Annotated in this window: 13 protein-coding genes; 5 read left to right on the top strand and 8 right to left on the bottom strand. The window is 67.7% G+C overall.

What is annotated here, in order from left to right:
• The first annotated feature begins 191 nt into the window (after window positions 1–191).
• Window positions 192–1250, top strand: coding sequence for a cellulose-binding domain-containing protein (locus O7623_RS31385; protein WP_348775104.1), 1059 nt, complete (start codon window positions 192–194; stop codon window positions 1248–1250).
• A 337-nt stretch (window positions 1251–1587) separates the two neighbouring features.
• Here O7623_RS31385 and O7623_RS22890 read toward each other — a convergent pair whose 3' ends face one another.
• Together O7623_RS22890 and O7623_RS22895 are read right to left on the bottom strand one after the other, a co-directional pair.
• Window positions 1588–1743 carry a hypothetical protein gene (locus O7623_RS22890; protein WP_282225063.1) on the bottom strand — a complete coding sequence of 52 codons (156 nt, stop codon included), beginning with the start codon at window positions 1741–1743 and terminating at the stop codon, window positions 1588–1590.
• A 748-nt stretch (window positions 1744–2491) separates the two neighbouring features.
• Window positions 2492–4222 carry a replication-relaxation family protein gene (locus O7623_RS22895; protein ID WP_282225064.1) on the bottom strand — a complete coding sequence of 577 codons (1731 nt, stop codon included), beginning with the start codon at window positions 4220–4222 and terminating at the stop codon, window positions 2492–2494.
• A 977-nt stretch (window positions 4223–5199) separates the two neighbouring features.
• Between O7623_RS22895 and O7623_RS22900 the strand changes: the two genes are divergently transcribed.
• Entirely contained in the window at window positions 5200–5583 is a 384-nt protein-coding gene (locus O7623_RS22900) for a hypothetical protein (protein ID WP_282225065.1), read from the top strand.
• 69 nt (window positions 5584–5652) lie between these two features.
• On the opposite strand, the gene O7623_RS22905 is transcribed toward O7623_RS22900, so the two are convergent.
• Window positions 5653–6609, bottom strand: coding sequence for a hypothetical protein (locus O7623_RS22905; RefSeq protein ID WP_282225066.1), 957 nt, complete (start codon window positions 6607–6609; stop codon window positions 5653–5655).
• A 247-nt stretch (window positions 6610–6856) separates the two neighbouring features.
• On the opposite strand from O7623_RS22905, the gene O7623_RS22910 reads away from it, so the two are divergent.
• On the top strand, window positions 6857–7717 hold the full coding sequence (locus O7623_RS22910) for a hypothetical protein (RefSeq protein WP_282225067.1): 861 nt from the start codon (window positions 6857–6859) through the stop codon (window positions 7715–7717).
• Between the two features lie 20 nt (window positions 7718–7737).
• Here the strand turns inward: O7623_RS22910 and O7623_RS22915 are convergent, their stop codons facing one another.
• Complete coding sequence (locus O7623_RS22915; RefSeq protein WP_282225068.1) at window positions 7738–8160, bottom strand: hypothetical protein; 423 nt, start codon at window positions 8158–8160, stop codon at window positions 7738–7740.
• 355 nt (window positions 8161–8515) lie between these two features.
• Window positions 8516–8863 (bottom strand): hypothetical protein, encoded by a 348-nt coding sequence (locus O7623_RS22920; protein ID WP_282225069.1) that lies wholly within the window; start codon window positions 8861–8863, stop codon window positions 8516–8518.
• Between the two features lie 638 nt (window positions 8864–9501).
• Here O7623_RS22920 and O7623_RS22925 point away from each other — a divergent pair.
• Together O7623_RS22925 and O7623_RS22930 are read left to right on the top strand one after the other, a co-directional pair.
• Window positions 9502–9675 carry a hypothetical protein gene (locus O7623_RS22925; protein WP_158632279.1) on the top strand — a complete coding sequence of 58 codons (174 nt, stop codon included), beginning with the start codon at window positions 9502–9504 and terminating at the stop codon, window positions 9673–9675.
• Window positions 9676–9892: 217 nt separating this feature from the next.
• Window positions 9893–10945, top strand: coding sequence for a phosphotransferase (locus O7623_RS22930; protein WP_282225070.1), 1053 nt, complete (start codon window positions 9893–9895; stop codon window positions 10943–10945).
• Between the two features lie 81 nt (window positions 10946–11026).
• Here the strand turns inward: O7623_RS22930 and O7623_RS22935 are convergent, their stop codons facing one another.
• The 3 genes from O7623_RS22935 to O7623_RS22945 are packed head-to-tail and all read right to left on the bottom strand — an operon-like array spanning window position 11027 to window position 13728.
• Window positions 11027–12112, bottom strand: a complete 1086-nt coding sequence (locus O7623_RS22935) for a zinc-binding dehydrogenase (RefSeq protein WP_282225071.1) — start codon at window positions 12110–12112, stop codon at window positions 11027–11029.
• Between the two features lie 24 nt (window positions 12113–12136).
• Entirely contained in the window at window positions 12137–13339 is a 1203-nt protein-coding gene (locus tag O7623_RS22940; RefSeq protein WP_282225072.1) for a DegT/DnrJ/EryC1/StrS family aminotransferase, read from the bottom strand.
• Window positions 13336–13728, bottom strand: coding sequence for an AraC family ligand binding domain-containing protein (locus O7623_RS22945; protein ID WP_282225073.1), 393 nt, complete (start codon window positions 13726–13728; stop codon window positions 13336–13338). Before O7623_RS22945 ends, O7623_RS22940 begins: the two co-directional genes overlap by 4 nt.
• Window positions 13729–13745: the final 17 nt, after the last annotated feature.

The raw sequence follows: 13745 nt of genomic DNA on the forward strand, positions 1-13745 counted from the left end.
ATCGGGGCCCGGCCGCCCGTCCGTGCCCGAGGTCAGCTCGCATCCGGCGATTGTATTGCCGGCCTTGTCACCACCTGCCGTGCCACCTGCCGTGGCACCTCATTCGACAGAACGGTTGACCGACGACATGAGTCTGTCACATCATCATATCGACAGTCATCCATCCCACGATGATCATCGGGAGGACAACGGTGCATTCGCATCCCCGCAGAGCAGGGATCCGCCTGTTCGTCGCGGTCGCCATGTCCGTGGCGGTCAGCGCCGCAGTCAGCACGGTCGTGGCGGCCCCGGCCGCCGCCGCACCTGGTTGCCGAGTCGCCTACTCGGTCAGCTCACAATGGCCCGGCGGCTTCACCGGAAACGTCGCCATCACCAACATCGGCGACCCACTCAGCAGCTGGACGTTGACCTGGTCGTTCAGCGCCGGCCAGCAGGTGACCCAGGCCTGGAACTCCACCATCAGCCAGAGCGGCTCACAGGTGACCGCCCGCAACGTCAGCTACAACGGCAACCTTCCCACCAACGCCAGCACGAGCCTCGGCTTCAACGGCTCATGGAACGGCAGCAACCCGGCACCCACCAACTTCGCGCTCAACGGGACCACCTGCAACGGCACCACCCAACCGTCACCGACCATCAGCCCCACGGCCGGGCCGTCACCGAGCCCGAGCCTCAGCCCCACCCCCGGACCCACGACCAGCCCGACGACCGGCCCGCAACCGGCCCGCTCGATGGGCTTCATCGGCTGCTCGATGGCTGAAAACGTCGCCCAGGGCTACGTCGCCATCGGCGGACAACGCATGTGGGGCCCCTACGGCACCGGCGGCGCCGTCGTGCAGTCCTGGACCAACACCAACTCCAGCTCCTGGCAGGCCTTCGACCGGCAGGCCGCCCAGTACGGCCGACCGACCGCAGTGTGGGTGCAGATCTGCATCTTCGCCCAAAATGGAGCGACCTACAACGAGGTACGGCAGCTCATCACCAACGCCCGCCAGCACGCCGCCCCTGGCGCGACCATCTACATCTCCGGCCAGCCGCTCTACGACCCCGGCCAGACCTGCTTCCTCGCCGGCAACGGCGGCCCCGAGTTGACCGACAGCCTCGCCCGCCAAGCAGCCGCCGACGCCACGCAGAACGTGATCTACCCCGGGACGTTCCGCCTGCGCAGCAACGAGGTCTCGGACGGCTGCCACGCCAACACCACCGGCCAACAGTCCCTCGGCCGGCAGGCAATGGCGTACTGGGGCTAGCCGACAGTCCAGGCGACTGACCCGGCCGCGCGGGCAGCGGCAACGGCGGTGCCTCGTCACGCCCTTCCATGACGAGGCACCGCCCCAACTGCCCGCCAACTCAACTCAACGCAGCTCGGATCGTCGAGGTGTGCCGTCGGGTTGACCAGACGATCGCATCGGCTGCCAGCTGAGACTCCATCTCCACCCGGTCAACGCACACCGGTCTGGCCGAGGCGGTAGTGGCAGCCGAGGGAGCGAGGGTGGAGGCGCTCGTGCCGCTCAGCGAGCGGGCACACCGGGCGAGCCGCAGGGGGACCATGCATGGATAGGATCGCGGCTCGCCCAGGCGTGCATGTCAGGCGACCCGGTCGGTGGTGGTGGTGGTGTTACGTTCGTTCCACCGCAGCATCCTGGCTACCCGGATCGCCACGTCCGGAGCCATCCGTGGTGCGGTTCGGGCAAGTGCCTGTATCTCGTCCTCGATCGATGGGTCGAGCAGGTGGCGGGCCATCGGTAACGTCCCCCGAGCGTCCGGATGGCCGGGTGTGTTCGCGTTTGGGTTATCGGCGGGGGTGGGGTCGCTGCCGGGCCTTACCGCGCGGTGGAGCGTACCCTGGTCGCCTCGTGGGCGACGGCGTGGGTTAGGTGTCGTCTGGCTTGTGGCCATCTTCCTCCGCTGTGAATGCCGCTTGTCGGGTCCGCTGCGTTGTGGTCATCGCTGGTTTGCCTTTCTATGGGTTGAGAATGACGCGGTGGCGTTACCACCCGCGCTACCCGTAGCTGTCGATAACAGCCGTTTCCGGCACGAGGCGACACGGGAGAACAAAGCCCGACACAGGCCGGGACAATAGGGTGTGATGAAGTGCACAGATTCGTTTTCGGGTATCAAGGTCGAGGTGTTACCAGGTGCGCGTAGGCGTTACCGCCTCCGGCTGGTGCTACGGGCTACCGGTAGCGCCCAGGCCGCCGGGGCGATGGGTGTTACCAGCGCGGCGGCACTGGTCCCGCCTCTGTCGGAGCGGCCGGCGGCACCCTTACGACGCGGTCGTGGTGCTGTACGCCGCTCGTGTCGGGCTGTACCGTTCCGTATTGATTGGTCTGTGCCCGTAGCGCGGTTGCGGTGATCACTCGTCGAATAGCCGGGCCGGTTGAGCAAGTTGTAGTACGGGTTACCAGATCTCGCGTACGCGCCGTCCGGCCGCGTAGCAAGATATGGCAATTGGCCGCCATCTTGCGGAGCAAGATATGGCCTCTGCTTATCAATCTCGACCGGGCGCGGTCGAGATTCCGGTGGTGCCGTGGTCAGGGGTCGTGGCTGTCTGGGCGAGTAGTGCGGTGATGAGGTCTGCCAGTGGGGTGATCGTGTGTCTCTGGTGGTGGGGTAGGCGTTGGTGGTGGTGGCAGCCGGGGCAGGTGCCGGTGTCGTTGGTGGGCAGGGTGAGGGCGCAGCGGGCGCAGGCGGTGAGGTGTTCGTCGTCGAGCGCGGCGGCGAGGGTGTCGCGGTGGGTGTGGTGGCGTTGCCACCAGGACAGTGCACGCCACCGCCGGTCGACGTTTTCGTCACGCCACTGCGGATAGGTGAGCCGGGTGCCGTAGTGGCGGTTGGGGGGTTGCCAGTCGCGCCAGACGTCGGCTTGGGCGTCCTCACGAATCTGGGCGTGGTCGAGCCAGCGGTGTTCGGTGGGGGTGAGCAGACGTTGTCGTGCGAGGCGGGCGGCGGCGGTGTACCAGGCGGGCCGGTCGCCTCCAGTTGCGGTGAGGTGGGCGAGGTGGTGGACCTGATGGCTCCAGGCGGTGTGGTGTGCCCGGGTGAGCGCGGTGCGCAGCGTCTTGGCGGTGGTCGGGTCGTCGGGGTGGTGTCGCCACCAGTCGGCGAGCGCGGCCAGAACGCTGCTGGTGTCGAGGTCGGGAGTGAACGGGTTGCGGGGGTCGTGGTCGCGGTCGAACAGGTAGGCCAGCAGGTCGACGGCGGCGGGGCCGAGGTCCGATTCGAGTTGCTGTGGGTGGCGGGCCAGGGTGTGCAGGGTGTGGGAGCGTTGGCGGGCGAGCTCGGCGGCGTGTTCACGCCGGTAGGCGGGTTGGGCGGCGGCGGTGATGGTGGCGCGTTCGGTGAGGATCGCGGTGATCGTGGTTTCGGCGGCTTCGGGGTCGGTGAGGTTCCAGGCGTGGGCGGTGACGGCGCGGGCGGGGTCGCGGACGAGGCCGGTCGCGGCGACGATCAGCCGGCCGTGTTTGGCGATCAGGTCGAAGTCGGTGACAGGGTGTCGGCGGTAGCGGCTGGGGGCGTGGTCTTCGCGGAGGTGTTTGGCGGCGTTGCGGGTGAAGGTGACGGCCCGGTGGACGGTGGTGGTAAACAGCAGCAGGGGCGGGCAGTGCGGGAACCTGCCGCGCCACGCCTGGTCGCGGGCGTAGGCGCGGTAACGGTCGAGTTTGGCTCTGAGCTGGTTTTGGGTCATGGAGGCGAGGTCGATCTCCACGAACGCCGCCGTCGTCCTGCCGTCTGGCAGGGTGGCTTCGTAGACGGCGTCGGGGGTGAGGCGCTTGGTCGTGGTGCCGCCCCATGCGGAGGTGGGGCCGTCCCATTCCTGCCAGCCGGCCCGGTCGGTGGCCCAGCCGGTCATGGTGAGTCCGGCGGGCGGGCCGTTGTCGCGCAGGGCGAGCCACACCTCGGTGATGGTGGCGGCGTGGGCGGTGAACATGGCGGAGGGTCGGCGGCCGTCCGTCAGGGCGGTGCCGGTGATCAGGCGTGCTCCGGCGAGGCGGAGCCACCAGTGGTGGGGTGCGCTGCCGGTGTGGCGGCCGGGCCGGTCGTAGTCGACCATGCCGGCGCTGCGGAGTTGTTCGAGCCGGTACAGCACTGTGCGGGCCGGTGTGGCGGTGGCGCGGGCGAGTTGGTCGGTGGTCATGACCCGGTGGTCGTTGAGCAGGAGCAGGAGTTGTTCGCTGGGACCGCCGGAGGCCCGCAGCCGTAGGGTGGTTCCGGAGGACATCAGCTTTCCTTTCGATGTCGCGCTGATAAGCGCATCCCTGGGGGAAGAGTTGACATCTATGTCAGTCGCCGGTCCATGAAGGATGGGCGAAGCGGGGTTGACCTGCGGGTTCAAGCCGTGTTGGGTTGCGGATCGGGTTGAGAGCAGTCCGCAACCCCTGACAGCCGCACCGCGTCGGGCACGGACCGACACCCGGATCGGGCACCTTCTGTCAGCGCCTGGACCGGGGTGAACCCCGCGAAGGCCGCTGTTCAACCTCGAATCATCCAGTTCAACTACTAATCGGACACTCTCTGTCGGTGGTGGACTTCTGTCAGGCGTCGGTGATGACAGACACCGTCAGGGACTGGACAGCCCCGCACTGCCACCGCCGCAGCGGGATCGGGTGTTGGGCGGGTGGTGGGTGTCTGTTGGGTAGACAACAGCCCCGGCGCGAGGCGCGGGCCGAGGACGAGCTACCCCTTCACCAAGGGATTACAAATCCGGGCCGCCGATTGGAAAACCGCAGGCCACAGCGCTTCAACCTGAGACGCCATCCGTCGGCTTCATCCCGGTACGCGCGGACTGTCGGCAACAGGGGATGACCGAGGTCCTCTACCTATAGAGGGGAAGCGTGGGCGGTCGAACTTTCCGTCCGCGCGAGAAAAATCTTGGCCACCCGCGCGCGTAGGTGCGATGCGCCGTCTCGCTGTTGTCAGCGGCGAGCGGGCCTTCGCGTAGATTGATCGCCGCTCGTCGGGCGATCAGGGCGGCCGGCTAGTGGTCAGGGAGTTCACTGCGGGACGCTGCGGCCCTGGCCATCTGCTGTCCGTGGTGCATGACGGTCCAGCCCGGACCGGGCCCCGCTGACCCGCCCGGCATCCCGCTCTTTCACATCCCGAAAATCTGCCCCTTGACGGGAATAGACCATCGGTGCTATTGCGCTGGCCTATCGCGCAGCCGCGTTCCATGCGGGCAGTCGATCGTGAGGAGCTGATTTGACCAGCGTGGACTTTCACGCCAGGTGCGAGTCGTACGTCCGGATCTCGATCAAAGACCTCAACGGCAAGTACGGTGTCTACCTGGACACCGACTACCCTGACCAGCACAACTTCCCCGGTGTGAAGGTCGCCGCGTGCGAACTCGCCGCCGGTCACCCGGGCGAGTGCGAGATGTTCGTCGAGGGCGATGGCGGCCACAACGGCGAGCCCTACCAGGGGCACTGGCTGGCCTGGCACCACCGCAGCAAGTACGACGAGCTGCAGAGCACCTACCGGTGGACCAGCCACCCCGAATGCTGCCAGGCGCAGAGCCCGACCGGATGGCACTGCAACCGCTACGCCAAGCACCGTGGCGGCCACGCCTTCATAGTCGAGGACTAGCGACGGCACCAGGTCCGGCCCGCCGCCCTACCAAAGTCGGCGGGCCGGACCCGCGCGTCAGGCAGCGCCCTACCAGCCGCGCCGGCTCTGGTAGGGCGGCAACTGGTCCCGCAGCACCCCCGCGAACTCCGCCCGCAGGGCCGCAAGGTCGACCGGCCGCCCAGCCATCCGCTGACCCAGCTCGGCGAGGGGCCACGCCGCAAGGTAGCCGAACCGCACCGCGTACACCCCGACCGTGTGCAGGCCATACCGGTCCGAGTAATCCAGCAACGCGTACCCGAGCAACTGGTCCAGGTCCGTCCGCGCCAGCGACGCCGCCCGAGTGCCGTCCGCGCGGGGCTTGCCACCCTGACCAGCTTTGAAATCGACCAACATCCCACCGGCGATCAGGTCCGCGTCGCCAGCGAGGTCGGCACTGCCGTCGAACGTCATACCGGTCGTCACGGGCCCGGCCGGCAACCCTGGCAGCAGCCGCTCAACCGCCAGATCCCGCATCGCGACCAGGTCGGCCACCTCCACCTCGTTGGCCAACGCGAGTAGATCCGCCGCGCAACTGGACTCGTCCAGGCGCATCAGCCGGGAGTGCTCCACCGACACCGCCCGGTACAACTCCACCAGCAGCGCCAAGGCGTAACAGACCCGCGCCCACCACTCGTCACCACGATCGGCGAACCCGGCCGGACGCATCCGCAACTCGACCGCACCGTTCGCCGTCTTGCGGGGAGATTCCCCGGCCGCGAGCTCGCGAAGCAACTCCCTGCCCGCCCGCAGGCACGGCGCCCGCCCCGACAACAGCCCCACCAGTGGCAGCGCGATCGACGGCAGCGGATCCACGAGCATCCGCAGCCAGAAATCGATCGCCGCACCCTGCGTACCCGGCACCACCCCAGCCGGCATCAGCACCTGCTGGACGCCGGCCGCGACGCGGAACTCCGACTGGATCTCCTTGTACTGAGGAAACGTGGCACCCAGCCACGCCGCCACCGGGCTCTGCCGGTCCTTCACCTCATACGTCAATGCAGACACACCAGCACACTACCGAGGGCAACCGACAGGAAGCGCTAAGCGATCCACGCTCCAAACTGCCCTCCACCCGACAGCTGGCAGCAGAACGGGCCGCTGAGCAGTGACATCCATCCGGCACCTCGCACGTAGGCTCGTCATCACGGTCAGGAGCCACAGTCCGCTCCGGTGGTGAGCAGCGAAGGACGGGGTCAACGGGATGCGATCATCGCGCCGTACCGGCAACCGGTCTCGCTGACAGGGATCCGCCGTGCCCGCCCCGCACCAGCCGACCCCACTGCCCAACGCCGGACTGGGACCACCACGACGACGGGCAGACCTCACCGTCCTCGGCCAGATCGAAGCCCAGGCCCGCACCCGCATCACCCTGACCCTCCCCAGCAACGTCATCGACCCGGACACACCACCGACCCCGCTACCCATGGTCGACTTCCGCCTCTACGTCATGCGCGCCCCCGGCCCCATCCGGGACCGAGCCTGGCGGTGCCTCGCCGAAACCGCCCGCGCCCACCGCGGCGACTGGAACCTCTACTCGCTCGGCGTCGCCTACCCAAAACTCCGCGCCCAGGCCAACAAACTCACCGCCTACCTCGCCCCCGGCCCGGCCGCCCAGGTCCACTACACCCTCGCCATCGAGTTCCTGTTCGCCCTACACCGCCTCGACCTGACCACCCCTAACCTCTTCCCCCGACTCACCGACGCCGCCTACACCCACGCCAGCGGACGCAAACGACAACACCCACCACCCACCTACGACCTCGACGCGCTACCCGACGGCCGCATCCCCCACTCCGAGCACGGCAACCCCGAACACGACGCCCACCTCAACGACGCCAACCAGGAGACCGTCCACGACGTCCTGAACCGCCTCGTCACCCACTCCGGCGGGCAGACGATCAGCGACACCCAGGCCACCCTGATCCGCCGCACCTACCTCAACGGCGAAACCCTGCGCCACGTCGCCACCGACCTGCACCTCAGCGAACCCAGCGCCTCCAAACAACGCTCCCGCGCCGCCACTACCATCGCCAGACTTCTCGGCCGACACGACCTCACCGAGCCCACACCCACCCGTCCGGCCGTTCGGCACGACCCGCCCGAGCGGAGATAGACGCCACCGTGCCCGCCAGGTCAATCCGGAGGCAGGCCGCCGTCGGCCGTCAGCGCCGCCCTGGTGCCGAACGCCAACTCGATCCCGGTGCGCAACAGCGACAGAGCCTCCCGCGCTGGCGCATCATCCTCGGAGATCCACATACAGTGATCTTCCAAGTCGTCCACGCACACCAACACCGGCCCGGCGAACGGCTCCCACGGAACGACCATGCTCCAGTCGTCCACCCCTCCCTCGAAGCAATGCACGTACAGGACCACCCCGCCACGCCCAGCGACACGACCAAACTCACCGCCGAGGGCGATCACACGCGGCGCTTGGTCGAAGGCAACCTGAGCGTCAACAGCGGAAGCCCACCGGACCCGCACCGCCGCAGCCGCCACGAAATCACTCAGCCCATCACGCGGAGGCTCGGGGTTCGGATGCGCCAACTCCCACGCCAACCGCTCTGCCAACCTCCGCCGACGCCCGGCAGCTCCCCGTGACTGGTCAACGTCAGCCACGGCGGGCACCGGTGGTTCGTCCGGCAGCGGCAAGCTCCATCTCCACAGCTTGACACCCAGGCGGTTCGTGGCGCGAGCCACTGCTGAACGACGCTCGGCATGAGTACGTGGGGTAGTGGGCCGATCGCCGTCCTGAACCGGCTCAGCGAATCGCGCGACCGCAGTCACTGCGACACGGGCCAACTGCAGGACGGGACCATAGTTCGCCTTCGCGCCTGGCTACGTGCCGATGGTTGACCTCTCGATCCCGCGCCGCATTGAGCCACAGACCAGCCGAGGCCAACATTCTTGAGCGTCACCAATCCCGACTGTGTCGCCCTGGCCTACCGGTTCGGGCTTCAGGCAGTGGGCTGAAGATGTGATCTCGGTATGCGCGCTCCGGGACAAGGCGCCGACCAGCCTGAGCCTTCTTGAGCCAGTCGACAAGTTCGAGGATGTCCTCCTCGCGTACGCCTTCTTGGCGTAGCTTCGCCGCGAAGGCTTCAGGTGCCACCCCACGCCACCGGTCACGGGCGTTCATGAGGTCTGCCTTGAACATGGCCTGTTCGTTCCACTTCAAGTGGTTGTCGTAGCCCTTGGCCATCATGGCGAGGTACTCGGCGATGCTGGCGACGCTGGATGGAAGGCCTTCAGGGTGAGTCATGGGCGAGTTGTATCATGTTGGTACGACATCGCTCAGAAAGCTTGACTTCTTGGCAGCGGCGCGGTGGTCCAAACAGTGCCCGTGCCGGAAGAGCTGAATTTAATGGTGAGATACCTGCATATAATGGACGAGGCATTTGAATAATGGACGCCTTCGAACAGCAAGCCGAAGCGATCAAGGCCAATCCGGCTGCCTATCGCAAGGAGAAACGGATCATCTGTGACCGCTGCCAGTCGCACCGCACGATCGCCGTGGTGTATGTCGGTGTGGACGGACGCCGGTGGCTATGGACGCCGGCTGGTCGCGGCCCGGTAAATCGTCCGGGGCAGAGCAGCGACGGTCCAGTCACTCCGGAACGCATACCTGCGCGAGCTGTTCCACTGCCCCGTGAGCTAGGGGATCTCGTCCAGTCTGCCGTAGCGACATGCCGACGGTGTCGAGCAGGGCTCCTCCTCATGCCCCAGATGGGTCGTATCCTCGCTGTCCCGCTGGGCGCGCCGACGTGGGCGCGGGTGACAGAGTAGCCGCCGCCATATGGTACTTTTGGAGCAGAACTTTATTGCCTGACCGGGATCGGCGAATCTGGCTCGCGCGCCTTGGCCGCCGCGAGACTTGGCCCCGAAGGGGGTTACCTCGCCGTGTCCGCGCTCGAATCGTATCTTTCCGCTGGGCCCTGGGTACTGGTCATTGTCGCCTTGACCTTCGTCGTGCCCCGCCTCGTAGTCGCGTTGGTCGCCCTGTTCAGGGTGGACGCGGACAAGCTGCCGGCCGTGCTTCGGGCTCTGGCCGAACTCTTTCGCATCCGGCGCTGAGGGGGTCAGCAACGGCGAGATGAAGACCTGCCCGGGGAGGATCGGCTTCGACGTGGGTCTGGTCTTGGGGTGCGGTCCGACCACGGCCACAGGCGGGCGCGCTTCATGGAATCTCATTGAGGGAGTGCTCCTACGAGCACCGCTGGCTGCCCTCGGTACCTGAGCTGCGGCCGCGCCTTCCCGGGGCTGTCCGGCGGATTCGGTAGCGTACGTCCCTGTGACAGCTTCCGTGCTTGCCGAGGTCGCCGCTCTCGACCTGGCTGCCCAAGACCTGCCGTTACTGGCCGACATGTACCGGCTCGGCGAGGTCGAGGAGGTTCGATATCTGCCCGATGGGTTGATGAACCGCAACTGGCAGCTGCGGACAGCCGGTGGCGAGTTTGCGCTGAAGCTGCTGTTGGACGCGCCCGTGTCGACCGTGCGACGCAATCTGAGCGTCGCTGCGGCGCTCGCTGCGGCTGGGGTACCGGCGTGTCCGCCGGTACGGACCCTCGGCGGCGATGTCGTCGCCGAGGTGGATGACCGCGCTTACAGTCTGTTCGGCTGGCTGGAGGGCGAGCACATTGCGGGTACCGGATTGTCGGCCGGTCAAGCACATCACCTTGGCGGTGTGGTTGGCAGGCTGCACCGCGAGCTCAACGATCCGGGCCTGCGGAGGTGGCTGCCGGCCGCCGGTGCCGTCACGGCCACGGTGACAACGCCCGGCGAGGCGGTGGCCGAGGCTGACCGATATCTACGCGCCATCGACGCGTTCGCTTCGGCTACACCGTTCGACGTCCAGACGGTCGAGCTGCTGCGGCGGCGCAAGGCGCTCATCGCGGAGTATGGGCACCTGCGCCCGGCCACCGGTCGCCCGGCTGGCCCTGCCGGATACACCCATGGCGATCTTCAGCATCGCAACATCATCTGGCGTGATGGGGCGGTGGCCGGAGTGATCGACTGGGATCGGATCAGGGTTCGCCCGTTCGGCGAGGAGATCGCCCGGACCGCCACCCTGCAGTTTGGCGGTGAGGCGGGCGAGTTGGATCTGGAGCTGGTGGCCGCGTTCGTCGCCGGGTACCGTGCCGTGGTCGCGATCAGCGACGCCGAACTGGCCGACGCGGTGGACCGCCTATGGTGGAAGCGGGCCTCGGACTTCTGGCAGCTGGTCTTCCACTACGACCGAGGCGACCGCTCCTGTGACCACCTCTTCTTCTCCGGTGAGGCGTTCCTGCACTGGTGGACGGCAAACCGGGGTCAGGTTCGCGACGCCTTCGCGGCGCGACCCTGACCCTCGCGCTACTTGCAGGGCGATGTGCTCGATCTTCCGGAGCGGGGCTGGAGGGCGCTACCGGGTCCGCGCTGGATGAGGCTAGAAATGGATCATGGATCGGATGCCTTGGCATGCGTCGGCGTCGGCCATCGCCTCGTTCAGGTTGTGCAGCGGCCTGCTGCTGGTGATGATCTCCTCGCTGCGCAGGGTGCCCCGTATCGCCAGATCGGCGTAGCGCGGGATGTCGAAGCGCGTGCGCACCGATCCCATCACGGTGCCGGTGATCCCGCGACCGTGCCGCAACAGGGCTGCCGGCAGGCGAATTTCGGCACCGGGCGGCATCATTCCCAGAACGGTGGCCTGCCCACCAGGGTGCAGCACAGCGAACGCCTGCCCGGCCGTCTCGGCCAGGCCGACCGCCTCGATCGCGGCGTCGACGCCGCCGGGCGCTTTCGCGAGAATTTGCTTGGTGACGTCGCCGTCGGCTGGATCGATGGTGACGGTGGCACCGAGCTTGGCGGCGGTCTCCCTGCGGTGCGGCTCCAGATCCACGGCGATCGTCTCGGCAGCGCCGCTGATCCGTGCGGCCTGGATGGCAGCCAGGCCGACCCCGCCGCAGCCGAACACGGCCACTGTCGACCCCGGTGCCGGGCGGGCGACGTTGAACACCGCCGCGAGACCGGTGGTCAGGCAGCAACCCAGTAGCGCTGCGGCGTCGAAGGACAGCCCGGCGGGCATCGCCACGAGTGCGGCCTCGTCGACGAGCATCAGTTCGGCGAACGCGGAGACACCCAGGTACTGGCGTACGAGCCGCCCGTCGATGGTCATGCGTGCTTTCTGGCGCTGCTTGGTGCCTGGGTCGGTGCAGTAGACCATGCGCCCGGTCAGGCAGGCCGCGCACCGTCCGCAGAAGGTCTGATCACACACGATCACCCGGTCGCCGTCTTTGAAGCCGCTTACTCCGGCGCCGATGGCCTCTACAACACCGGCGGCCTCGTGCCCCAGCACGGTGGGTACGGGGAAAGGCATGGTGCCGCGGGCGAAGTGCAGGTCGGTGCCGCAGATCCCGGCCGACATGGTACGCACCAGGACTTCGCCGTACGCGGGCTCGCTGAGTTGGATGTCTTGTAGCTGGAAGGGCTCGCCGGGCTTGTGCATTACTGCGGCGCGGCAGATGTAGGTCATTGGGGGACCTCCTGGGGCGGTGGGTCAGGGATGGTGGGTCAGCACGTGGGCCAGGGCCTGGCCGACCTGGGCCATGTAGTCATCGGCGGCCACGGTGGGGATCTTGAGGATGAGGGTGCTGCGGCGTGCTTGCCGGTAGTGGGGGAACGCGCCGGGGTCTGGGGGCCGCCATGGGCTGTGTTGTAGGTGTGGCCAGTAGCGGTGCAGCAGCGCCGGAGTGTGCAGCAGCGGGCTGGTCAGCCAGTCCGGGTAGATGCGCCGCACGGGGATGCCTTGCGCGGCGAAGGTTTCGTGCAGCGCTTCAGCGTCGGCGTCGGGCTGAAGAAGCCGTAGCGGGGTGCCGTACCAGCCTCGGACGCCGCCCGGTCCAGGGTCGGGCACGGTGATCGGGGCGGCGCGGTCGTGCAGTACGTCACGCAGGATCGCGAGGTTTGATTCGGAGGCCGCCATGCGTTGTGGCAGGCTCGCCAGCTGCTGCCGGGCGATGACGGCCGACAGAGCAGGCATCCGGTATTTGTGTGCCGCGCCGGTGTCGGCGGTCGCCACCAGTTCGGGCAGGGTCAGCTCGGCCTGCAGGCGGTGAGGATGATGCCCGAGGCTCATCGCCCGTTCGTAGACGGCCTGGTCGTTGGTGGTCAGGATGCCGCCCTCGCCGCCGGAGACCGACTTGGCCTCCTGCAAGCTGAAGCATCCGGCGGTGCCCCAGGAGCCGACCGGGCGTCCGGCGTGGCGTGCCCCGTGTGCGTGGGAGCAGTCCTCGACCACAGGGACTGCGGCGACTGCGGTCAGTGTGTCCATGGCGGCGGGTAGGCCCCAGGCGTGCGTGACGAGCACGGCGCTGACGTCGCCCGTTTCCGTGAGCGCGCATGTGTCGAGGTTGGCCGACTCGGCCGCGACGTCGGCGAATACTGGGAAGCTCCCGGCCTGGAACGCGGCGGTGATCGGCGAGATCCACGTCATCGGTGACATGAGCACGCCGGCGTCGGGACGGGCACCGACCGCGTGTAGGGCGGCCTTGAGTGAGGCGGTGCCGGAGTTGAACGACAACGCGAAGGCGGTGCCGGCTACGGCGGCGAAGGCGTCCTCGATTGAGGCGGTCGCCGGGCCTCGGGTGGTCTCCGACAGGTGTCCGGTGTCGAGCAGTTGCAAGACGGCTGCACGCTCGGCTGGTCCGTACTTCGGCTGCTTCGGGAACGGAAGTTTGACTAGCGGAGCGGTGGCGGTCATCGCGGCCCGCCTGCGGAGACGATCCGTACTGCGTGTTTGATCGCGTCGTGTTCGGTGCGGTGCAGGTGTGCGCCGCTGCCGCCTGGGGCCGGTGGCAGGGACAGCCAGAACACGCGCAGCTCTTCGGCGACGGCGATCACATCGTGGTCCAGTCCGGCGGCGGTGAAGATGATGTCTCCGGCCGTGATGTGGTGCTGCTCGTCGCCGACCTGGACCATGCCGGTTCCTGCGGCGACGAGCCAGAACTCGTCGAAATCGTGGTAGTGGCGGTCGAAGGTGGCGGTGCCGTCGGAACGGATGACGAACATCCCAGCTGATTGAACCGGGCAGCCCGGCGGTCTGCTGTCCGGGGTGATCCGCTGGCGGGCAGCGGTGTGGATGACGGTCATGCGGTTCCCTTTCACAT

Source organism: Solwaraspora sp. WMMD791 (assembly GCF_029581195.1).
Classification (GTDB): domain Bacteria; phylum Actinomycetota; class Actinomycetes; order Mycobacteriales; family Micromonosporaceae; genus Micromonospora_E.